A 20,928-nucleotide genomic window follows, 5' to 3' on the forward strand; every position below is an offset into this window, starting at 1 on the left:
ACGTCGCCGGGTTTATCGCGTGCGCTTGCGCGGCTGACCGCGTCCCGCCCTCATCAGCCTGCTTCCCCGACGAGCGGCCCATCGGGGCGGACCCGCCGGCCGGTGCCGTCAGGGCAAACGAGTTGGACTGTGCGCAAAATGCACACCGGCGCGCCGTGTCGACACAACTTGGTCAAGAAAGATCCGAGGACCAGCCGGTAATCGGAAGACTCGGCTCTACACTGACCGCCGAACAACATCAGCCACCCACACACCAGTTCACGCCTTCTCGCCCACTTCACGCCTTCTCTCCACTTCACGCCTTCTTTCCCACCTACGGCTCACCCCCATACACCACCGCGGACACCCCCCACCCGCTCCAGAGCCAGAGCCCAGAGGACCCATGCCGATGCCGTTAGCCCGACCGGTGTACCACCCGGCCGGTCACGACGCTCCCCTGCGCGCCGTGCTCCAGGACCTCAAGGCAGGCCGCTGGGTGTCGACGAGAAACCTGCTCACCGAGACCCCCGACTGGGGGCTGTGGACGCAGCGTACGCAGATCCTGGCGGCGGCCCTGGCCGGTTCCGACGTGGTGCGTGCCTGGCTCTCCGAGGAGCCGCGCAGCGTCGCCGCGACGATCCTGCACACCCGCGTCACGGTGGAGCGCGCCCTGCGCGCGCACCGCGCGGGCCACCGGCACACCAACGAGCTGTGGCGGGAGGCGAACGACGCCTGCCGTGTCGCCTCGCAGACCTCGCCGGAGGACCCCGTCCCCTGGATCTGCCTGCTCGCCCTCGCCCAGCTCGACGAGGGTCAGCGGTGGGACGAGCACCGCGTCGCGGCGCCGGAGCCGATGCTCTTCCCCGGCCCGTGGGGGATCCTCGCCGAGGCCGACAAGCGCGATCCCGGCAACCGCGAGGCGTACCACCGCATGCTCCAGTTCGCCTACCACCGCAGGCGCGGAGCGCCGCTGACCGAGGCGGTCAACTTCGTGCACTGGGCGTCCGCGGCGGCGCCCGCGGGCTCGGCGCTGCACGTCCTTCCGCTGTACGCGCGCGTGGAGCGCTACCGCCGCGAGGGCGGCAACGAGCGTGCCCTGGACCTGCATTGGGTCGCGGAGGACGCGACGCGCAGCGCGCTCAGGGCGCTGCAGCTCTGGTTCGACCACGCGCGGCCGGAGTCGACCTCGCTGCTCGACCTCAACTACCTCGCGCACGCGCTGTGGGGTGCCCATCAATTCCACGACACGGTCCGGGTGTTCGAGGCTCTGGACCCGTTCTTCACGGTCGTGCCGTGGACGTACCGCACCGATGCGCCCGGGGACGCGGACGCGGCCGCCGAGGCCTTCGTCCACGCCCGCTCGCGCTGTTATCACGCGGCGCGCGGCCCGGGCACGGGTCCGCACGGCTGACGGCTGATCAACACCCGTACCCCCTCGGAAGACTCCACACCACCGCACCCCCCGCTCATCCCCGGAGGTTCACCAGTGTCCCGCACCACCGTGTCGAGCTCCGTCCCGGCGCCCGCGCTCCCGGACGAGGAACAACGGCTCAGAGAGCTCGGCTACCAGCCCGTCCTGGCCCGCCGCATGGGCGGGTTCGGCAACTTCGCCATCAGCTTCTCCGTCATATCCGTGCTGTCCGGCTGCATGACGCTGTACGGCTTCGGGCTCGGCACCGGCGGGCCCGCGGTGATGATGTGGGGCTGGGTGGGTGTCGGCCTCATGGTCCTGTTCGTCGGCCTGGCCCTGGCGGAGGTCACCAGCGCGTACCCGACGTCGGGTGCCCTCTACTACATGGCGGACCGGCTCGGCGGGCGCCGCTGGGGCTGGTACACGGGCTGGCTGAACCTGCTCGGCCTGCTGGGCGCGATCGCCGGCATCGACTACGGCGCGGCGCTGTTCAGCGGCGCCCTGCTGAGCATGCACACGGACTTCACGCCGACGGCCGGCTCCACGTTCGTGATCTTCCTGTGCATCCTGCTGCTGCACGCGCTGTTGAACCTGTTCAACGTCCGTCTGGTCAGCCTCCTCAACTCCATTTCCGTGTGGTGGCACCTGACGGGTGTCGCGGTGATCGTCGGTGTCCTCGCGATCGTCCCCGACTCGCACCAGTCGCCGTCGCAGGTGTTCGGTGACTTCGTCAACGACACCGGCTGGTCGAGCCCGCTGTACGTGTGCATGATCGGTCTGCTGCTCGCCCAGTACACGTTCTCCGGGTACGACGCGTCGGCGCACCTGTCGGAGGAGACCTCCAACGCCTCCGTGACCGCCGCGCGCGGCATCGTGCGCGCCATCTGGGTCTCCTGGATCGCCGGGTTCGTGCTGCTCGCCGGGCTCACCTTCGCCATCCAGGACTACAAGGGCACGCAGGAGAGCGCGACGGGCGTGCCGCCCGCGCAGATCTTCATCGACGGGGTCGGCACGTCCGGCGCCACCGCACTGCTGCTCATCGTGATCGTGGCGCAGCTGTTCTGCGGCAACGCCGAGACCGCCGCCGCGAGCCGCATGGTGTTCGCCTTCAGCCGCGACAACGCCCTGCCCGGCTCCAAGGTGTGGCGCAAGGTGAGCCACAAGACGCAGGTGCCGGTCCCCGCGGTCTGGCTCTCGGTCGGCCTCGCCGGTGTCATCGCGCTGCCGTCCCTGTACTCGTCGACCGCGTACGGCGCCGTCACCGCCATCAACGTCATCGGGATCACGCCCGCGTACGCCATTCCCGTGCTGCTGCGCCTGCGGGCGGGCGACCGCTTCCAACCGGGCCCGTGGAACCTCGGCAAGTGGAGCAAGCCCGTCGGCTGGATCGCGGTGTGCTGGGTCGCTTTCGTGACCGTCCTGTTCTGCCTGCCGCAGGCGTCCCCGGTGACCGTCGACAGCATGAACTACGCGTCCATCGCCCTCGCCGTCGTCCTGATCCTCGCCACCGTCTGGTGGTTCGTGGCCCGGCGCTCCTACAGCACACCGTCCGCGTACGGCACGGACAAGGAGCAGGCGGACATCGCGGAGGACATCATCTAGGCCCGACCGAGCCGACCGTGGGCCCGAAAGGGCCTACGGCTCATGGTCGTTCGGGCCCCTGGGTCCCAAGGCGGTTACGGCTCGCGGTCGTTGAGGATCCGCTGGAAGAGGCGGTGGTCGCGCCAGGCGCCGTTGATGTGGAGGTAGTTGCGCGCGAGGCCGTACTCCTCGAAGCCGCACTTGGCGAGCACCCGCTGCGACGCCGTGTTGTCGACGAGGGTGCCCGCCTCGATCCGGTGCAGGCGCAGCCGCTCGTCGGCGGCCGCGCACACCGCGGTCACGGCGGCGGTGGCCAGGCCGCGGCCCGCGTACGTGACGTCCGTCCAGTAGCCGAGGACGGCGCTGCGGAACGGGCCGAGGGAGATGTTCGAGAGGGTGAGCGCGCCGGCGACTTCACCGGCGCCCTCGTCCCACATCAGCCACCTCGCCTCCAGGCCCGCCTCACTCTTCTCCTCGTAGGCGCGCAGCCGTTCCGCCTGTCCCTCCGGGGTGAAGAAGCGCTCCGGGCGGATCGGCTCCCAGGGGCTGAGGTGGGCGCGGCTGCGCCGGTAGGAGCGGGCCAGCGCCTCGGCGTCGGCGAGGGCCGCGGGGCGCAGGACGGTGTCGTCGGTGAGGCGGACGGTTTCGGAGCTCATGCCGGTCATTGGCTCACATGCCGCCCGCCACGCGCAGGACCGCCCCCGTCGTGTACGACGCGTCGTCCGACAGCAGCCAGGAGACGGCGCCGGAGATCTCGTCGGGGCGGCCCGAACGGCCCATGGGGATGGTGTGCGCGAGCTTCGCCGGGCGCTCGGGGTCCTCGTGGAACTCGGTCCAGATGACGCCCGGGGCGACGCAGTTGACGCGGATGCCGAGCGGGGCGACCTCCTTGGCGAGGCCCACGGTCATGGTGTCCGTCGCGGCCTTGGTGGCGGCGTAGTGGACGTACTGGCCGGGGCTGCCGAGGGTCGCCGCGCCGGAGGAGATGTTCACGATGGCGCCGCCGCCGGTGCGGGTCATGTCGCGCACGGCGCGGCGGGCGCAGAGCAGATAGCCGAGTACGTTCACGTCGATGGCGCGGCGCATGCCCTCGGCGTCGGCGTCCGCGAGCGGGCCGTTGGGGCCGCTGACGCCCGCGTTGTTCACCAGCCCGGTGACGGTGCCGAGTTCGGCGGCGGCCGTCTCGAAGAGCCGGTCCACGTCCTTCTCGTCCGTCGTGTCCAGGCGGACCGCCAGGCAGCGGCGGCCGGTCGCGCGGACGGCCTCCGCCGTGCGTTCGGCGGCCTGCTCGTCGGAGCGGTAGCCGACGGCGACGTCGTGGCCGTCCTGCGCGAGGCGCAGGGCGATCGCGGCGCCGATGCCGCGGGTGCCACCGGTGATGACGGTCACGTGCTGTTCCATGGGGCCTCCGGCCGGGGTCGTGGGGGTGGGGGTCACGCGGGGAGGCTGTCCATGAAGCTGCTCACCGAGAAGACCGCGTTGCCGGGGCCCGCGGGGCCGTATCCGGGCGGTGAGGACAGGCCGAACTCCTCCATCGTCGCGCGGTACTCCTGGAGCAGCCGCACGTGGTACTCCAGGGGCGCGCCCAGCGGGTTGGCCTTGCCGAGCGGCGTCGTGGGCTCCGGGCACCAGGTGGTGAACCGGGGCGTGATGCCGTGCCCCATGAAGTACCGCAGGCCTTCGACGGTGGAGTCGATGGCCTCGTCGACGGTCTTGAACCCGAAGGGCTCGGCCATCTCGACACCCGCGACGAAGTTGGGGATGACGTTGCGCGGCCCGAACACCTCGGCGGAGTCCAGGATGCGCCGGTGCCACTCGTCGCGGCCGACGTAGCGCTCCTTGCCGGGGCAGAACAGCTCGAACAGGCGCCGGTCCCACACCTCGTAGTTGGGGTGGTAGATGCGCACGCCGTAGTCGTGGAAGCGCTGCACGTCCTCCTTGGGCAGCGCCTGGGCGACGACCTTGCCGATCCAGCGGCCGGGGAAGCGCTCCTCGATGGCCTTCGCGTACTGGCCGTAGAAGTCGGCCTCGTCCTTGCCGCCGATCTGCGAGGTGACGGCGCCGCCGGTCAGCGTGTACGCCGTGGACGCCTTCGCGGTGTCGTACTTGTCGATGATCTCGAGGGCCTCCAGGACCTCCTCCACGGGCTTGACGCCGGTATAGGGGCGGCCCGCGGCCTTGTGCTGGCGCCAGTTGTGGTTGATGTCGCAGTACTGGCACTCCTCCTTGGCGCCGAAGTACTGGCAGACGCGGAAGACGGTGAGGTAGATCAGGTAGCCCCACTGGATGGTCGGGGCGACCTCCATGACGGACTTGCCGTTCGCGAGCTTGTGCCGGTAGTAGTCCGGCATCGGGGGCAGGCCCACGTCGGAGATGCGCTGACCGTCCAGGTAGAGGCCGAGCATGCCGTCGGCGTCGGCCGCCACGCGGTACGGCGAGGACGGGTTCACCCGCACCGACACCACCGTGCGGCGCAGCTCGTAGGGGCCGCCGGTGAGCACGATCTCCTCCGGCGGGCGGCGCAGCGCGGCCTCGCCCAGCTCGGGCAGGGTGCCGTGGTCGAAGGAGAAGATGAAGTACGACTTCGGCTTGACGTCGCCGGAGGCCTCGTTGGCGCTGTCGCTGAGCGCCGACTCGTCGAAGGCGATCCCGCCGCGCAGCAGGTCCTCCTTGATGACGGCCTCGCGCGGCACCTGGGAGTGCCGCTGCATGAGTCCTTCGATCAGCTCCGTACGCCTGGGCATGGGGCGGGCACCTCGGATCCTCTTGAGCTTTGACGTTGTATGGACGTCACATAGGCGCCGTTTGGCGTTGCTTGTCCGCATACGTCCGGTTTTGTACGGCGCTCGGGATCACCGCGCGCAAGGTCCACGCTAATACCGGCCCGCGCGGCGCCGAATCCGCCTCCGGTCGCAGCCGTCGTCCGCCTTCGGTCCCAGCCGTCGCGGCCGGGGCTCCGCACGGCGCGGGGGCGCCCTCGTCCCCGGGGTGGACCCCGCGGTGGTGGCCGGGGTGGGGCGCGGGGTAGAGCCCGGGGCGGTGGCCGGGAACCCAGCCGCCGGGCCTGCGCGTTCACCAAGTCACGCGACCGACCAGCCGAACTCACCCGACCCGACCCGATGCGCAGGGGGCGCCGATGACCGATCTGATCCCGGGAGGCAATCTGCCGCTGCCGGACGGCGCCCTCACCCTCCGCGTGCCCGGCCCCTTCGACCTGTCCGTGCTGATCACGGGCGACAGCGGCAAGGTCGCGGGCGACGCCGACTTCGTCTTCTACAACCAGCCCGCCACGTCCGGCGCCCGCCTCAGCGGCGACACGGTGACGGTCGACGCGCGCCGCCTGCGGACCGGCGCGAGCCGGGTCACGGTCGTCGTGAGCCCCGCCGAGCCCGGCACCCCGCTCGGCCGGCTGCCCTCGATAGCCCTCCAGGTCAGCGGCCCGCGCGGCGAAACCGTCGCCCGCTTCAGGCCGCCGCGCCCGGACCACGAGACGGTGCTGCTGCTCGCCGAGATCTACCGCCGCGGCGCCGCGTGGAAGCTGCGCGCGCTCGGGCAGGGGTATGCGGACGGACTCGCCGGGGTGGCGCGGGACTTCGGCATCGACGTGGCCGACGAAACGGCGCCGCCTGCGCCGCCCTCCCCCACGCTGCCGCCCCGAGCATCCCGTCTGCCTGCCCCTCCGGGCCCCGGAATCCCCGCCTCCTCCGGCAGCACTTCCGGCCCTCCCCGCCCCCGGACCCCCACCGCTCCCCCACCCCCGACGGCATCCCCCTCCCCCTGGCCCGCACGCCCCGCCCCGGCCCAGGCCCCGCCGCCCCCGACCACCGACACCTTCCTCATCCTCGTGAACGCCGCGCGCGCCCGCGCCGGAGCCCCGCCCGTCGCGCTCGACGCCCGGCTCACCGAGGCCGCCCGGGCGCACGCCGCCGGGATGGCGGCGCGGGGGCGGCTCGGCTCCGAGGGCGCGGACGGCGTCTCGCTCCACCAGCGCGTGGCCGCGGGGGGCTATGCGTACCTGGCGATCGGCGAGCACCTCGTGTCGGGCCCGCGCACCCCGGCCGACTTCCTCGACTACTGCCTGGGCGACGACCGCTCCCGGCAGACGGTCCTGGAGCGCGGGTACAGCCACGTCGGCGTGGCGCACGTCCCTGACGCACGCTCCGGGGACGTGTTCTGGACGGCGCTGTGGGCCGAGCCCTTCTCCCCGCAGGGCCTGGCCCGCACGACGGCCGACGTGCTCACGCTCACCAACTCCCACCGGACGGCGGCCGGGCTGCGCCCCCTCGCGCCCGATCCCCGGCTGACGGCCGCCGCCCAGGCCCACAGCGCCGACATGGTCGCCCGCGCCTTCTACTCCCACACCGCGCCGGACGGCAGCGAGCCCTGGCACCGCGCCGCCGCCGCGGGCAGCGCGCACCGCACGGTCGGCGAGAACATCGCGTGCGGCCAGCGCTCGGCCGCCGAGGTCGTCCAGGGCTGGATGGACAGCCCCGGCCACCGCGCCAACATCCTCAAGCCCGCCTTCACCCACCTCGGCGTCGGCTTCGCGGGCGGCGGCTCGGCGGGGACGTACTGGACACAGCTCTTCGGGGGCTAGGGCGTGCCCGATGGGTCCGGTCGGCCATGTTCCCGGTGCCAGGTGGTGCAGGTGCCGTTCCCGCACCCCAGCATGTCCTGCAGCACGTCGGCTGCATCGACTTGACGGTTGAGGTCGAGCCGGCAGGGTCGTGGAAGGCTCGTGGATCTCGGTTGGCGGCGTAGGCGGACACGATCACGGCCTCGCCCTGCGTGCGATGGGCGCGCGCTGCCAGTGCCCGCCGAGTCCAGGGGTGGCCAAGTCGAAGTGGAAGCCGACCAGACCGGGTAGAGCACCAGATGCAGCAGCGAGATGTCGCTGTAGCCGGGGATCGGCTTGGGGTCGGCAGTGATCGCCTCGACGTCGATCAGGTCAAGGTATCCGAGCGCCGTTGTCCCACCGCTTGAGGTCAGGCTCGTAAACGGCATGGAGCGGCCCGGACAGTGATGCGACAACGACGAGATCTCCGGGTCCCGACACCCTCAGCACCACGCGACACCATCATTGGCGCCGCCGCCCCAGCCAAATCAGCGGCCCGGGCTGGGTGTAGCTCCTTGGGAGGGACCGCCTCACTGCGCGGAGCGGGAGCTGCACCGATACCCGTTTGTTCCGTAACTATTGGTCAATTACTGTACAGCGCATGTTTTTGAAGCCAGGCAGTCGCCGTCGGGGGCGGAGCGCAGCGGTGCTGCTCGCGCTGTCCTCGGTGGCGGCATTGATATCGGGCAGTCAGCAGGCGGTCGCCGCCGAGAAGCCAAACGACAGCGGCAAGCTGTTCAGCAGCAAGGACCGGTCCGGCTTTGTTCTCCATCCGCGGGAGATGCCGGGTGTCAGCGAGGGGCAGACGGCGCGCTCCGTCATCGAGGGGGCCGAGGCGAAGGGCGTCGTGACGCGGGTCTCCCCGCTGAGCGTCGCCCAGTCCAGGCAGCACATCGGCCGCAAGCTGTGCCACACGACCGGCATCAACGGCACGTTCAAGTACAACGGGTTCTGCTGGGACGAGACCGACGACAAGACCGACGCCTACTCCCAGGCCGGGGGCTGGCACCCGCAGGGCTTCACCGCCTCGCACGACGCGGACCCGAGCGGCAAGGTCGACGGCAGCCACCTGTACATGGCGTCCTGGTACTACGGCAAGGGGGACGTGCGGGGCACGAAGGGCCGCATCTCCATCGTCAAGTCGACCGGCACGGAGTGGACTTACGGGCACGTTCTGCTCGTCAAGCCCACCGGCAGCCGCGCCAACCCGCAGTTCACCTCGGTCGACGACATGCACTCCGACGGCGTGGTCTGGTACGGGAACAGGCTGTTCGTGGCCAACGGCGGCGAACTGCAGATCTACGACCTCAACCACCTGTGGAAGGTGAACTCCATCTCCAAGGAGTCGGGCATCTCGGGCGGCACGTCCGCGGCCGAGTACCACCAGTGGGCCCTGCCCATGGTCGCCCGCTACTCGAACCGCACCAAGGCCCAGCAGGACGCGGCCCCGAAGGACAAGCGCTCCAACTTGAACTGCGACGGAGCCGTGGCCTGCCTGAACACGCTGAGTCTGGACCGCAGTGTGTCACCGCCGCGCCTGGTGTCCGGACGCTACGGGAACGCGAAACGACCCGATCCTGTGGACGTGATCCGCTGGCCGCTCGACCTCATCGGGGAAGGCGGCACGTCCCCCATCACGGCGACGGCAGCCTACGCCGCTCCCGTCCACGGCTTGCAGGGCGTGGCCACCGACGGCACGTACTACTACATGTCGGCGATGTGCGACAAGAACTACAGGGAAGTCGCCAATCCCGTGAACGAGGACTCCTTCTACTGCATCTGGCAGGCCAAGCCGGACCGCGCCGTGAGGATGCTCACCACCACGTCGCCCCTCACCCAGAACCTGTCCTACTCGCACTCCTCGGGCCGCCTGTGGGGCATGAGCGAGCGCATCCCCAGCCGCACCGTCTTCTCCCTGCAGCCGCGGAGGGCCGACAACTCCCAGTATCTGTCCAACGACTACAGCAAGCTGTGCGCGGGCGTCGGCGCCAAGCTCGGCCAGAGCAAGCCGGTCATCCAGTGGGGCTGCAACAACAAGGAGGACGAGCGCTGGGTCCTGGAGAAGACCAAGGACAACAAGGGCAACCCCGCCTACTTCATTCAGAACGAGTACTCCGGCAAGTGCCTGGGCACCGGCAACAGCCTCGCCAACGGCAAGGGCATGATCCAGTACTCCTGCACCGGCGCGGTGGACTTGAAGTGGTGGTACGACCAGGACACCCACACGCTGCAGAACGTCTACTCGGGCAAGTGCCTGGGCCTGGGCTCCGCCGCCAAGAAGGGCAGCCAGCTCATCCAGTGGACCTGCAACGGCGCGAAGGACGAACGCTGGACCATCTCCAGGACCGCCCCCAACGTGTGACCTGAACACCCGTCGCATACGGCCCGCCGACCGAGTCGGCGGGCCGTTGCGCGCGATGGCTTCTAAGACGAGACCGCCACCGGCGCCCCCCTCCGCGCCGACTCGTACCCCGCCGCCACGATCCGCAGCGTGCGCAGGCCGCCCTCGCCGTCCGCGACGTCCATGCCGTCCGGTCCGGGGCCGGACAGGAAGGCGCGCAGCATGCGGGCGTCGAGGTCGATGCCGAAGGGGATCTCCAGGGGGCGGGCGTCGCGTTCGCTGTGGCCGTGGAGTTTCTGGTCGAAGGCGTCCATCTCCAGGGTGGCGTGCTCGCCGACGAGGGTCAGTTCCAGGCCGCCCCAGGTGGGGTGGGAGCGCGGGTGGGACCAGCTGCAGTCGATCGTGGCCACCGCGCCGTTGTCGTACATCACGGTCACCAGGCCGCTGGTCTCGGCGGCGACCTCGTCCCCGTACAGAAGGTTGTTGGTCTGGGCGTAGACCTCCACCGCGCGGGCCGCGAACAGGTCGTCGAGGAGGTCGGCGATGTGGACGGTGTGGTCCATCAGGGCGCCGCCGCCCGCGAGTTCGGGGTCGGCGAACCAGCGGCGCGCGCGGGTCGGCATATGGCCGTTGTTGGCGCCGGACACGGTCAGGACGCGGCCGGTCTCACCGGCGGCCACGGCCCGCTTCACGGCCGCGTACGCCGGGCTGAAGCGCACCGGGAACGCCACCGCGAGCCGCACTCCGACGGCCCGGCACGCGGCGACCATCGCCTCGCCGTCCGCCACCGTCGTGGCAAGGGGTTTCTCGCACAGCACGTCCGCGCCGTGCGCGGCGGCGCGTTCGACCAGCGGGCGGTGCCGGGCGTTCTCCGAGCAGACGACCACCGCGTCGGGCCGCCACGCGAAGACCTCCTCGTACGTGTCCGCGTACGGAACGCCGTGTTGCTCGGCGAACGCCCGGCCGCGTGTCTCGCCGGGCGCGGCGAGATCGGTGTCCGGGTCGCTGCCCAGGACCTGCACGCCCGGCATGTCGCGCAGCAGGGTCAGATACGCGGCCGCGTGGACGTGGGCGAAGGACAGCACGGCGACCTTCATCGGACGACCTCCCCGATCTCGGTTCCCCATGGTTGAAGCTCGACCGCACGGCCCGTGCGGTTCGACTCCACCGCCGCTCGCGCGATCCGCACCGCCTCTATGCCGTCGCGGGCGCTCACCCGTGGCCGGACGGTGCCGTCGTCCCAGGACGTGGCGAACTCGCGGAGTTCGGTGAGGTAGGGGCTCTCCGTCATCGGGCTCGACGGGATGCCCTCGTTGGCGGCGCGCACGCCCTGGGCGGTGATGCGGAAACCGGGCACGGCGGTGGAGTCGTGGCGCAGCAGCCCGTCCGCGCCCGCGATCCGGAACGTCGTACGGAACTGCTGGTCGGGCAGCCCCCACAGGCCGCTGACGTGGCTGATCGCGCCGGAGGCGTGGGTGAGTACGGCCGTGGCGGTGACGACGTCGGCCGGTGCGCCGGTGGCGCGTTCGGAGCCGCGGGTGCGGGCGTGGACGCGGACGACGTCGCCCGCGACCCAGCGGGCGATGTCGATGTCGTGCACCATCAAGTCCATGATCACGCCGCCGGACTTGGCGGGGTCGCCGAACCACGGTGCCCACTGCGGCCGCGCCCCGCCCCGCGTGAAGCGCAGCACGGCGAGCGGGCCGAGCTCGCCGCGGACGACGGCGTCCCGCATGGCGGCGTACGCAGGGAAGTAGCGCACCACGTGCGCCGGATGGAGCCGCACGCCCGCCGCGTCGGCGGCCGCCGCGATCTCCTCGGCGTCCGGCACGGTCAGCGCGAGCGGCTTCTCGCAGACGACGTGCCTGCCCGCGGCGACGGCGGCGAGCGCCAGGTCCTTGTGGGTGGGGGTGGGGGTGCAGATGTCGACGGCGCGGCAGTCGGCGAGCAGATCGTCGAGCGTCGGTACGGCGGTGACGTCGTGGCCGAGCTCCGCGTACTCGCCGGCGAGCTTCTCGGCGGAGCCGTCCGGGGTGTGGACGCTCACCCGCGCGCCCAGTTCGAGCCAGCCGGGGAGGTGCGCGCGGGCGATGCCGCCCGCGCCGAGCAGGCCGATGTGAAGCGGTGGCATGAAGGATCTGGCCTTTCTCAGGTACGGGGGTGTGCGTCAGCCCTTGGATCCGGTGAAGGCGACGCTCTGTACGAAGTGCCGCTGCAGGAAGACGTAGACGAGCAGCATGGGCAGGCTCGCGATCAGCGAACCGGCCATCATGACCGGGTAGTTGGTCTCGTACTGGCCCTCCAGCGAGGTCAGGCCCGCGCTGATCGGCATGGCCTTGGGGTCGGTGTTGACGATGAGGGGCCACAGCAGGTCGTTCCAGGCGGTCATCGCGGTGATGACGGCGAGCGCGGCGAGCGCGGGCCGGATCAGCGGCAGCATGATCGACCAGAAGACGCGGAAGGAGCCCGCGCCGTCGATGCGCGCGGCCTCCTCCAGCTCCTTGGGCAGCGCGAGGAACGCCTGCCGCAGCAGGAACGTGCCGAAGGCGCTGAACATGCCCGGAAGGAACAGCGCGGGCGTCGAGTTGAGCAGCCCGAACTGCTGGATGATGTCGTACTGCGGCAGCACGAGCAGCGAGCTCGGCACCATCAGGACGGACAGGAAGAGCCCGAACAGCAGGTCACGGCCGCGGAATTGCATGCGCGCGAACGCGTAGGCGGCCAGCGAGCAGAACACGAGCTGGCCCGCCGTGCGCCCGGCGGTGGCGAGCGCGCTGTTGGTGAGCATCTCGCGGAACGGCAGCGCGGTGAAGACCTCGTCGAAGCTCGACCAGTTCCAGTCGTCGGGCAGCAGCGTGGGCGGCACCCGGGAGACCTCGGCGAGCGACTTGAGCGCGGTGAGCGCCTGCCAGAGGAAGGGGAAGACCATCACGAGCGCGCCGAGCGAAAGCACCAAGTGGGTCGCCACGGAGCCGGAGTTGATACGCCGCCGGGGCCCGCGCGGGGCCCCTGACTGAGCGCCCGCCGTCCGCGCGCCGGTGACCTCGGTGGTGTCAGCCATAGTGCACCCACTTCCGCTGGAGCCGGAACTGCAGATAGGTGAGGCCCGCGATGAGCAGCATCAGCAGGAAGGCCAGGGCGGCCGCGGCGCCCTGCGCGTTCTCCATGAACGCCCACTTGTAGAAGAGGCCGACGACCGACTGGGTGTCGCCGACGGCGGGGTTCTTCTCGCCCATCATGATGTAGATCAGGTCGAAGGTCTGCAGGGACTGGATCATGCAGATGACCGAGGCGAAGAACAGGGTCGGGCTGAGCAGCGGCAGCGTGATGGTGAAGAAGCGGCGCAGCGGGCCGGCGCCGTCGATCTCCGCGGCCTCGTAGTAGTCCTGCGGGATCGACTTGATGCCCGCCATGAAGATGATCAAGTAGTAGCCGGTGGTCGACCAGACCATGACCGCGCCGATGGCGAACACCGCCGTCGTGGGGTCGGAGACCCAGTAGTGCCGGTCGACGCCGAACCAGCCCAGGATCTCGTTGAGCAGGCCGAAGTCGCCGTTGTAGAGCCAGTTCCAGACGAGGCCGACGGCGACGGGCAGCGTCACGAACGGCACGAAGTACAGCGCGCGGTAGACGGCGACCCCGCGCAGGCCGCGGCGGTTGAGCAGGGCGGCGATCACGATCGCGAGCGGCAGCGCGAGCAGCCCGATACCGCAGTAGATGAGCGTGTTGCCGAGGGCCTGCCAGACGGTGACGTCCCGCAGCACGCGCGCGTAGTTGTCGGTGCCGGTCCAGGTGTGGCCGCCGAAGGGGCCGAACTCCGTGAAGCTGAAGTAGAACGTCTGGATCATCGGCCAGAAGTAGAAGATCGCGAAGCCGATGCCGAGCGGCGCGATGAACCCGTACGCGGCCCGCTGACCGCGCGAGGGGCGCCGCGCGGCGGCTCCGGGCGCCCGGCGCCCGGCCGACTTCGCGGCCGCCGTGGCGGGAAAGACACTCATGAGTCGCGCTCCTCCTTCAGGGCCCGGTCCATCTGCTCGCCCAGGGTGCGGGCGGCGCCCTCGATGCCGCCCTTGCCGCTGAACGCGGCGCCGAGGAGCGGGTATTGGAGGTTCTCCCAGACGGCGGTGTTCTTCGAGCTCGGGTACGGGACGCCGTACTTCTCCATGTCGATGAAGTGCTTCAGGTCGAACTCCGGCATCGACTCCAGCCAGGCGTCCTGCGTGCCCGCGTAACTGGAGATGGTGACGCCCGACTTCGCCTGGATCTCGGCGGCCCTGCGGCCCGCCATGAAGTGCACGAACTTCCAGGCCGCGGCCTTCTTGTGGCTCTTCGCGGAGATCACGTTGGCCAGGCCGTGGATGATCGTGGTGCGCTCGCGGCCCTTGGGCAGCACGGTGACGCCGCCGTGATCCTTGATGGCGGGCACCGCGTACATCTGCCCGGCCATCGCCGACAGGTCGTGCACCATGGCCGCCTTCTCCGACCAGAAGCGCACCCGGCCGATGTTCTCCACCATGGCGCTCTGCGGCGGCGACCAGCCGCGGTCGATCATGTCGGTGAGGAAGCGAAGCCCTTCGATGGAACGCTCGTCGCCGAAGCCGGAGTGCCCGTCGCGCAGTACGTACCCGCCCGCGGCGTGGATGGCGGGGTAGAGGACGAGCTGGCGCTGCATCTCGGAGCAGAAGCCGTGCACGCGCTCGCGCGGGTTGGTGAGTTCGGCGGCCGCGTCCCGCAGGTCGTCCCAGGTCCAGCTCGTGTCGGGGTACTTGATGCCCGCCTTGTCGAAGAGCGCCTTGTTGTACCAGAGGCCGATGGTGTCGAAGTCCTTGGGCAGGCCGTACTGGGTGCCGTCGTAGGCGTAGAGCCGAACGAGCTGCTCGGGGTGGCGGTCCACCGGGGTCGCGTCGCGCTCGATGTGCTCGGAAAGGGGTTCCAGGACGTCGTGGGCCGCGTACAGCTGGAAGTTGACGGCGTTCATCCAGAACACGTCGGGGGCGGTGCCGCCGCGCATCGACGTCTTCAGGGTGGTCCAGTAGCTCGCCCAGGGCGTGAGCTCGATGCGCACCGAGATGTCCGGGTGCTCCTTCTCGAACGCCGCGATGATCTGCTGCATGCCCGGGACCTGGGCGGGGTCCCACATGCCGTACGACAGGGTGGTGCGGCCGCCGCCCTCGGCGGTGCCGCCCTCGTCCGAGCAGGCGGCCAGCGCAGGTGCCGACGCCGCCGCGAGGCCTGAGCAGAGGAGGGTCCTCCTGCGCATGCGTGCCTCCGCTTCCGTTGGGGTGTCAAGGGAGTTGGGGTCGTCGGGAATCTCAGGGAAATCGCAGGGGGGCACCGGAGGCCGGCCCGGCACCGGCGCGGCGCGCTAGCCGGCCGGGTCCGCGAGCAGTTCCTCCTCCACGCGGTCGAGCGCCTTGCGCACGGCGCCGAGGGCGACACCGCGGTCGCCGAGCGCGCTCAGCGCGATCCGCGGGACGTGCAGCGTGAGGGGGCGCAGCCGCTCCTCCAGGAGCGGTACGAGATGGGTGCCGAGCGGGGTCGCGCCGCCGGTGAGGACGACGAGTTCCGGGTCGACGGCGAGCGCGAGGGCCGCGATGCCGGGCGACAGGCGGTCGGCGAAGTCGGCGATCGCGTCGAGCGCGCGCGGGTCGGCGGCGTCGGCGGCGCGGGCGAGGGCGGCCACCTCGGACTCCCCGGCGCGCAGCCCGTCCTTCCAGGCGAGGGCTTCCTGGGCGGTGTTCATGCCGAGCAGCGGGAGCAGGCCGAGTTCGCCCGCGCCGCCGCGGTTGCCGCGGTGCAGTTGGCCGCCGATGGTCAGGCTGCAGGAGACGCGGTGGCCGGTGAGGACGCAGACCACGTCGCCGGCGAGGGTCGCGGCGCCCTGCCAGCGCTCGGCGAGGACGGCGAGGTTCACGTCGTTCTCGACCAGCGTGTGGCCGCTCTCGCCGTCGGCCAGGAGGCGGCCGAGGTCCACGCCGGTCCACTCGGGCACGACGAAGGAGGTGATGAGGCCGCCCGCGTCGACGACGCCGGGGACGCCGACGCAGCGGGCGAGCACCAGGTCGCGGCGGACGGTGTGGGCGTCGAGGAAGGCGTCGAGCCCGTCCTGGAGGAGCGCGAGCCGGGCGCCGCCGCCCAGGTCGGGGTCGATGTCGGCGCGTTCGGCGGCGAGGACGGTGCCGCCGAGGTCGGTGAGGAGCAGCACCATCTTGTGCAGCCCTATGTCGGCGCCGAGCACGTACCCGGCCTCCACCCGGAACCGGAACCTCCGCGCGGGGCGCCCCCGCACCCGCTCCCCCGCCTCCGCCTCGGTGACCCACCCCTGCGCGGTGAGCTCCTCCAGGGCCGCGTCCACGGTGGGCCGGGACAGGCCGGTGCCGGCGGCGAGTTCGGCGAGGGTCTGGGGGCTGCGGCGGTGCAGGGCGCGCAGGACGACGGTGGTGTTGAGGCGGCGCAGGGCGGCCAGGTCGTGGCCGCGCGTCCGTTTTCGCATCAGCTCTGCACCTCAGGAGGCGTAGTGGGACAGCACAAGTACGGCCTCCTTGAGGGGCCGTTGCTCGTCTCGCACCGAGATTTGGGAGGAGAGTTGCATAAAGCGGGGCCGCCGGGAAGACCCCGCGCACGGACCTTTCTGCGGACGGCCGCGCGGGCGGGGCGCGTGGGGAGGCGTCTCCGGAGGCACAGACGGACGCGCACCCGTTCTCGGTACCGTCTCGTGGCCGGGCCCCGCGGCCCGAACGACCGTCCCCGACCCGGGAGTTGCCCCATGACCGCAGTACCGCCCGCCGCCGACGACGGCCTGGACACCGGCACGCCGCACCCCGCCCGCGTCTACGACTGGTTCCTGGGCGGCACCCACCACTACCCGGCGGACGCGGAGTTCGGCGCGCAGATCGTGGCGCTCGACGCGACGGCCAAGTACGGCGCCCGGCACAACCGGTGGTTCATGCAGCGCGCCACGCGCCATCTCGCGGGCCCGGCGGGGATGCGCCAGTTCCTGGACATCGGCAGCGGCATCCCGACGGAGCCGAACCTCCACCGGGTCGCGCAGGGTCTCGCGCCGGACGCCCGGGTGGTGTACGTGGACAACGACCCGATCGTCCGCGCACTCGCGGCGGGCCTCCTGCACGGGACCGAGGAGGGCGCCACGGCGTTCGTCCAGGCGGACGCGCGCGAGCCGGATCTGGTGCTCGAACGCGCCGCGGAGGTCCTGGACTTCACCCGGCCCGTGGCCCTGTCGCTCATCGCCGTGGCGCACTTCATCGGCGGCGAGTACGACGCCCACGCCGTCGTGGCCCGCCTGACCGACGCGCTCGCGCCCGGCAGCCACCTGACGCTCTCGCAGCTGGCCGGCGACGAGGAGACCGCGTGGGTCGACGAGGCCGTGGACCGGTACAGGGCGGACGGGGTGACGCTCGTGCCGCGGTCGCGGGCGGAGACGGAGCGCTTCTTCGATGGGTTCACGCTCCTCGATCCGGGACTGGTGCAGCCGCCGGACTGGCGGCCCGAACTCGGCGTGGGCGAGGTGCGGGACGGGACGCGGGTGCCGTTGTACGCGGGGGTGGGCCGCAAGAGGTAGAGCACCCTTTTAGTCGCCTTGACGATAATCACTCGTACGCCATATCGTCGAGGTGACGAAAACGGGAGGGGTTCCACCATGGCCGACATCACCCGGCGCCTGGGCCTGCGCCATCTGCGGTCCGCGCCGACCGCCCACATCCGCCACCACAGGAACGGGCGGCTCGCCCACGACGGGCCGGGGCTGAGCTTCTGGTTCCGGCCGCTGAGCGCCGCCCTGTCCGAAGTGCCCGTCGACGACCGGGAGCTGGCGGTCGCCTTCCACGCGCGCACCGCCGACTTCCAGGACGTCACGGTCCAGGCCACGGTCACGTACCGCGTCAGCGACCCGGCGCTGGCCGCCGCGCGCCTGGACTTCTCCGTCGACCCCGACACCGGGTCCTGGCGGTCCGCACCGCTGGAGCAACTGTCCACCCTGCTCACCGAGTCGGCACAGCAGCACGCCCTGGACGTGCTGGCCCGCACCCCGCTCGCGGCGGCGCTGGCGGACGGTGTGGCGGCGGTGCGCGAGCGGATCGGCGCGGGGCTCGCCGCCGAGCCCCGGCTGCCCGCCACCGGGATCGAGGTCGTCGCCGTCCGGGTGGTGGCGATCCGGCCCGAGCCGGAGGTGGAGCGGGCGCTGCGCACCCCGGCGCGCGAGCGCATCCAGCAGGACGCGGACAGCGCGACGTACGAACGCCGGGCCGTCGCGGTGCAGCGCGAGCGCGCCATCGCCGAGAACGAGCTGGCCAGCCGCATCGAACTGGCCCGCCAGGAGGAGCGGTTGGTCGAGCAGCACGGCACCAACGCACGGCGCGAGGCCGAGGAGAAGGCCGCCGCCGACGCCGTGCGCGCCGAGTCCGAGGCCGCCCGCACGGTGGCGCTGGCCCGGGCCGAGGCGGAGTCCGCGCGCACCGTCGGCGAGGCCCGGGCCGCCGCGCAGCGCTCCTGGCTCGCGGCCCACGCGAGCGCCGACCCGGCGGTGCTGCACGCCCTCGCGGCCACGCGGCTCGCCGAGAACGTACCGCGCATCGAGAGCCTCACGCTCTCCCCCGACGTGGTCACGGGACTGCTGGAGCGGCTGGGGCGCGGGGGCGGGGCGACCAGCGGCGGGCACGGCGGCGGCGAGCCGGGCAGCGGGCACGGCGGTGGGCGGTCGTGACGCTCGCCCCGCGCGCCGTCCTCGTCCACCGCACCACCGAGTACGAGGAGTTGATCGCCCGGCACGGCACGCACGGGCAGGCCGCGTTCTTCCTGTCCTCGCGCGGCCGGGACATCGACGAGGTGGCCGGGCGGCACCGGCTCGCGCGGCGGGCGCTCGCCGACGTGGCGGCCGCCGTGCCGCTGCGCTGGCGGAGCGCCCGGGTGGAGCGCGCCGACCTGGACCGGTTCCTGTTCGCGCCGGAGGACGTGGTGGTCGTGGTGGGGCAGGACGGGCTCGTGGCGAACGCCGCGAAGTACCTGACGGGCCAGCCGGTCGTGGGCATCGACGCCGAGCCGGGGCGCAATCCGGGTGTGCTGGTACGGCACCGGGCCGCCGACGCCGCGAAGCTGCTGCCGCACGCGGCGGCGGGCGCGGCCGGTGCCGAGGAACTCACCATGGTCGAGGCCGTCACGGACGACGGCCAGCGGCTGCGGGCCCTGAACGAGATCTACGTCGGCGCCGCGGGCCACCAGACCGCCAGGTACCGCATCAGCTCCGGCGCCGGTCCCGGCACGCCGGGGAGTTCGGAGGCCCAGGCGTCCTCCGGCGTGGTCATCGGCACCGGGGCGGGGGCCACCGGCTGGCTGGGGTCGCTGCGGCGGCAGTGCGGGGGCGAGCTGTGCCCGCCGAGGCCGCACGAGGGGCGGCTGCTGTGGTTCGTACGGGAGGCCTGGCCGTCCCCGGCGACCGGGACCTCGCTCGTGCGCGGCGAACTGACACGGGAGCAGCGGCTGTGGCTCACCGTCGAGTCGGACCGCCTCGTGGCCTTCGGCGACGGGATGGAGGCCGACGCGCTGGGGCTCGGGTGGGGGCAGAGCGTGCGGGTGGGGGTGGCGGACGTCGCGCTGCGGCTCGTCGGCTGAGGCCTTCGGATGGCCCTGCCACTCCCGAGATGTCCACCCAGGGGGTTGCAGATTCAGCCAAGCTTTGCGCAACTCGGACGGTGCAGGGTGCGGCCTCGGTGGCCCATCCGGTGTTCGGCGGAGTGGCTCGCCCATCCGGTCGAGCACCTGTCGAGTACCCAGGGGGACGAGTGATCGAGACATCTTTCACCACGGAGAACCTGCCCACGGAAGAGCGATTCGCGGGCTGGCACGAGCTGTCCTGCCGCGTCCTCATTCCCACCCATGTGCGGTGTGACGACGAAGCGGAATTCCACGCCTCGGTGCTGTTACGCGGCTCTGGGCCCGTCCAGTTGTCAACCGGAACCGTGCGGTCGTTCCGCGCGGAGCGCACTCCGAGGCTCATCCGCCAGTCGGATCCGGAGCAGTACGTGCTGGACGTCGTCCGTACCGGCACCGCCGGAGTCAGCCAAGGGAACCAGGAAACCGCCCTGAGAGCCGGTGACCTGGTCCTCACCGACTCCTCGCAACCGTTCCGGGCCCGGCACAAGACCGGCACGCACGAGACCCTCGTCGTCCCCAAGGCCCTCCTGCCGTTCCCCACGGCGGAGCTGGCCCCCCTGCTGGCCCGAAGCCTCCCCGGGGACACGGGCATCGGCGCGGTCCTCTCCCGCTGCCTGCACGAGGCCGTCAGGCCGGGCACCCGATACCGGGCCGCGGACATCGTCCGCCTCCTCGACATCGCCATGGAACTGCTCACCACCTTGCTGGCCCATGAACTCCACACCCAGCACGCACTGCCGCCCGAGAGCCAGCAACAGGCCCTGCTCGCCCGGGTCCAGTCCTTCATCCACCAGCACCTCGGCGACCCGGGCCTCTCCCCGCAGACCGTCGCCGACGCCCACCACATCTCCCTGCGCCGTCTCCAACAGCTCCTGGCCACCGCGGACATGACCCCCGCCGCCCTGATCCGGCGCAAGCGCCTCCAACAGTGCCGGCGCGCCCTGACGGACCCCGCACAGCGCGACCGCACCATCCAAACCATCGCCGCCCGCTGGGGCTTCACCAGCCAGGCCCACTTCACCCGCCTCTTCCGCGCCTCGTACGGAATGTCGCCCGGCGAATACCGGGCTTCACACAGAAGGCTCGTGTGCGAACCGACAAGGGCATTACGCGAATAGGCAACGACAGCACGGGCGTCATCACGGAATCTTGAACCTGTACCGCAAACCCGCGGAAACAGAAATCCGTATCGAAAACCCAGTAAGGAGCTGACGGAACATGGACACGACGAGCCGCTACGAGGTGCCCGCGCTGTTCGAGCTCGGCGGATTCGCAGATAGGACACGCTGGTCGATCGGATGGATTCCGGACTTCCTCGGCCGTTTCGGCGGCTGA

General features: G+C 71.5%; 19 protein-coding genes. 9 read left to right on the plus strand and 10 right to left on the minus strand.

Features of this window, described 5'->3' with window-relative positions; all coding sequences use genetic code 11:
* The first annotated feature begins 382 nt into the window (after positions 1–382).
* Together AC0KTA_RS04500 and AC0KTA_RS04505 are read left to right on the plus strand one after the other, a co-directional pair.
* The gene (locus AC0KTA_RS04500; RefSeq protein WP_481053779.1) at positions 383–1,390 is read left to right on the plus strand and encodes a hypothetical protein; all 1,008 of its coding nucleotides are present in this window, start codon (positions 383–385) and stop codon (positions 1,388–1,390) included.
* A 75-nt stretch (positions 1,391–1,465) separates the two neighbouring features.
* Positions 1,466–2,992 carry an amino acid permease gene (locus AC0KTA_RS04505; protein WP_481053780.1) on the plus strand — a complete coding sequence of 509 codons (1,527 nt, stop codon included), beginning with the start codon at positions 1,466–1,468 and terminating at the stop codon, positions 2,990–2,992.
* 74 nt (positions 2,993–3,066) lie between these two features.
* Here the strand turns inward: AC0KTA_RS04505 and AC0KTA_RS04510 are convergent, their stop codons facing one another.
* The 3 genes from AC0KTA_RS04510 to AC0KTA_RS04520 are packed head-to-tail and all read right to left on the minus strand — an operon-like array spanning position 3,067 to position 5,715.
* On the minus strand, positions 3,067–3,627 hold the full coding sequence (locus AC0KTA_RS04510) for a GNAT family N-acetyltransferase (RefSeq protein ID WP_481053781.1): 561 nt from the start codon (positions 3,625–3,627) through the stop codon (positions 3,067–3,069).
* 13 nt (positions 3,628–3,640) lie between these two features.
* Positions 3,641–4,372 (minus strand): SDR family NAD(P)-dependent oxidoreductase, encoded by a 732-nt coding sequence (locus AC0KTA_RS04515; RefSeq protein ID WP_481056307.1) that lies wholly within the window; start codon positions 4,370–4,372, stop codon positions 3,641–3,643.
* Positions 4,373–4,404: 32 nt separating this feature from the next.
* On the minus strand, positions 4,405–5,715 hold the full coding sequence (locus tag AC0KTA_RS04520; protein WP_481053782.1) for a radical SAM protein: 1,311 nt from the start codon (positions 5,713–5,715) through the stop codon (positions 4,405–4,407).
* Between the two features lie 392 nt (positions 5,716–6,107).
* Between AC0KTA_RS04520 and AC0KTA_RS04525 the strand changes: the two genes are divergently transcribed.
* Positions 6,108–7,568: a CAP domain-containing protein gene (locus AC0KTA_RS04525; protein WP_481053783.1), complete on the plus strand. Its 1,461-nt coding sequence runs from the start codon at positions 6,108–6,110 to the stop codon at positions 7,566–7,568.
* Here the strand turns inward: AC0KTA_RS04525 and AC0KTA_RS04530 are convergent.
* A complete protein-coding gene (locus AC0KTA_RS04530; protein ID WP_481053784.1) occupies positions 7,565–7,975 on the minus strand; it encodes an LD-carboxypeptidase in 411 nt (136 codons plus the stop codon). The two genes, AC0KTA_RS04525 and AC0KTA_RS04530, sit on opposite strands and share 4 nt — an antisense overlap.
* Positions 7,976–8,187: 212 nt before the next feature.
* On the opposite strand from AC0KTA_RS04530, the gene AC0KTA_RS04535 reads away from it, so the two are divergent.
* Positions 8,188–9,948, plus strand: a complete 1,761-nt coding sequence (locus AC0KTA_RS04535; protein ID WP_481053785.1) for an RICIN domain-containing protein — start codon at positions 8,188–8,190, stop codon at positions 9,946–9,948.
* A gap of 62 nt (positions 9,949–10,010) precedes the next feature.
* On the opposite strand, the gene AC0KTA_RS04540 is transcribed toward AC0KTA_RS04535, so the two are convergent.
* From AC0KTA_RS04540 to AC0KTA_RS04565, 6 genes are all read right to left on the minus strand, one after another.
* Complete coding sequence (locus AC0KTA_RS04540) at positions 10,011–11,024, minus strand: Gfo/Idh/MocA family protein (protein WP_481053786.1); 1,014 nt, start codon at positions 11,022–11,024, stop codon at positions 10,011–10,013.
* Positions 11,021–12,058 carry a Gfo/Idh/MocA family protein gene (locus AC0KTA_RS04545; protein WP_481053787.1) on the minus strand — a complete coding sequence of 346 codons (1,038 nt, stop codon included), beginning with the start codon at positions 12,056–12,058 and terminating at the stop codon, positions 11,021–11,023. Before AC0KTA_RS04545 ends, AC0KTA_RS04540 begins: the two co-directional genes overlap by 4 nt.
* Before the next feature lie 36 nt (positions 12,059–12,094).
* A complete protein-coding gene (locus AC0KTA_RS04550; protein ID WP_481053788.1) occupies positions 12,095–12,988 on the minus strand; it encodes a carbohydrate ABC transporter permease in 894 nt (297 codons plus the stop codon).
* Positions 12,981–13,925, minus strand: a complete 945-nt coding sequence (locus AC0KTA_RS04555; RefSeq protein WP_481053789.1) for a carbohydrate ABC transporter permease — start codon at positions 13,923–13,925, stop codon at positions 12,981–12,983. The genes AC0KTA_RS04550 and AC0KTA_RS04555 overlap by 8 nt, the downstream gene beginning before the upstream one ends.
* Positions 13,922–15,187: an ABC transporter substrate-binding protein gene (locus AC0KTA_RS04560; RefSeq protein ID WP_481053790.1), complete on the minus strand. Its 1,266-nt coding sequence runs from the start codon at positions 15,185–15,187 to the stop codon at positions 13,922–13,924. Before AC0KTA_RS04560 ends, AC0KTA_RS04555 begins: the two co-directional genes overlap by 4 nt.
* Positions 15,188–15,292: 105 nt before the next feature.
* On the minus strand, positions 15,293–16,420 hold the full coding sequence (locus tag AC0KTA_RS04565; RefSeq protein ID WP_481053791.1) for an ROK family protein: 1,128 nt from the start codon (positions 16,418–16,420) through the stop codon (positions 15,293–15,295).
* A 273-nt stretch (positions 16,421–16,693) separates the two neighbouring features.
* Between AC0KTA_RS04565 and AC0KTA_RS04570 the strand changes: the two genes are divergently transcribed.
* From AC0KTA_RS04570 to AC0KTA_RS04590, 5 genes are all read left to right on the plus strand, one after another.
* On the plus strand, positions 16,694–17,506 hold the full coding sequence (locus AC0KTA_RS04570) for an SAM-dependent methyltransferase (RefSeq protein ID WP_481053792.1): 813 nt from the start codon (positions 16,694–16,696) through the stop codon (positions 17,504–17,506).
* Between the two features lie 78 nt (positions 17,507–17,584).
* Complete coding sequence (locus AC0KTA_RS04575) at positions 17,585–18,646, plus strand: SPFH domain-containing protein (protein WP_481053793.1); 1,062 nt, start codon at positions 17,585–17,587, stop codon at positions 18,644–18,646.
* On the plus strand, positions 18,643–19,551 hold the full coding sequence (locus AC0KTA_RS04580) for a diacylglycerol kinase catalytic domain-containing protein (protein ID WP_481053794.1): 909 nt from the start codon (positions 18,643–18,645) through the stop codon (positions 19,549–19,551). Before AC0KTA_RS04575 ends, AC0KTA_RS04580 begins: the two co-directional genes overlap by 4 nt.
* Positions 19,552–19,721: 170 nt before the next feature.
* Complete coding sequence (locus AC0KTA_RS04585) at positions 19,722–20,711, plus strand: helix-turn-helix domain-containing protein (RefSeq protein WP_481053795.1); 990 nt, start codon at positions 19,722–19,724, stop codon at positions 20,709–20,711.
* Between the two features lie 100 nt (positions 20,712–20,811).
* Complete coding sequence (locus AC0KTA_RS04590) at positions 20,812–20,928, plus strand: lasso RiPP family leader peptide-containing protein (protein WP_481053796.1); 117 nt, start codon at positions 20,812–20,814, stop codon at positions 20,926–20,928.

The organism is Streptomyces sp. Y309 (assembly GCF_056712025.1).

Bases quoted from the DNA above. Each gene is read 5' to 3' on its own strand.
- AC0KTA_RS04500 (WP_481053779.1), top strand. From the start codon at position 383: ATGCCGATGCCGTTAGCCCGACCGGTGTACCACCCGGCCGGTCACGAC.
- AC0KTA_RS04510 (WP_481053781.1), bottom strand. From the start codon at position 3,627: ATGAGCTCCGAAACCGTCCGCCTCACCGACGACACCGTCCTGCGCCCC.
- AC0KTA_RS04515 (WP_481056307.1), bottom strand. From the start codon at position 4,372: ATGGAACAGCACGTGACCGTCATCACCGGTGGCACCCGCGGCATCGGC.
- AC0KTA_RS04520 (WP_481053782.1), bottom strand. From the start codon at position 5,715: ATGCCCAGGCGTACGGAGCTGATCGAAGGACTCATGCAGCGGCACTCC.
- AC0KTA_RS04525 (WP_481053783.1), top strand. From the start codon at position 6,108: ATGACCGATCTGATCCCGGGAGGCAATCTGCCGCTGCCGGACGGCGCC.
- AC0KTA_RS04530 (WP_481053784.1), bottom strand. From the start codon at position 7,975: ATGCCGTTTACGAGCCTGACCTCAAGCGGTGGGACAACGGCGCTCGGA.
- AC0KTA_RS04535 (WP_481053785.1), top strand. From the start codon at position 8,188: ATGTTTTTGAAGCCAGGCAGTCGCCGTCGGGGGCGGAGCGCAGCGGTG.
- AC0KTA_RS04540 (WP_481053786.1), bottom strand. From the start codon at position 11,024: ATGAAGGTCGCCGTGCTGTCCTTCGCCCACGTCCACGCGGCCGCGTAT.
- AC0KTA_RS04545 (WP_481053787.1), bottom strand. From the start codon at position 12,058: ATGCCACCGCTTCACATCGGCCTGCTCGGCGCGGGCGGCATCGCCCGC.
- AC0KTA_RS04550 (WP_481053788.1), bottom strand. From the start codon at position 12,988: ATGGCTGACACCACCGAGGTCACCGGCGCGCGGACGGCGGGCGCTCAG.
- AC0KTA_RS04555 (WP_481053789.1), bottom strand. From the start codon at position 13,925: ATGAGTGTCTTTCCCGCCACGGCGGCCGCGAAGTCGGCCGGGCGCCGG.
- AC0KTA_RS04560 (WP_481053790.1), bottom strand. From the start codon at position 15,187: ATGCGCAGGAGGACCCTCCTCTGCTCAGGCCTCGCGGCGGCGTCGGCA.
- AC0KTA_RS04565 (WP_481053791.1), bottom strand. From the start codon at position 16,420: ATGCGAAAACGGACGCGCGGCCACGACCTGGCCGCCCTGCGCCGCCTC.
- AC0KTA_RS04570 (WP_481053792.1), top strand. From the start codon at position 16,694: ATGACCGCAGTACCGCCCGCCGCCGACGACGGCCTGGACACCGGCACG.
- AC0KTA_RS04575 (WP_481053793.1), top strand. From the start codon at position 17,585: ATGGCCGACATCACCCGGCGCCTGGGCCTGCGCCATCTGCGGTCCGCG.
- AC0KTA_RS04590 (WP_481053796.1), top strand. From the start codon at position 20,812: ATGGACACGACGAGCCGCTACGAGGTGCCCGCGCTGTTCGAGCTCGGC.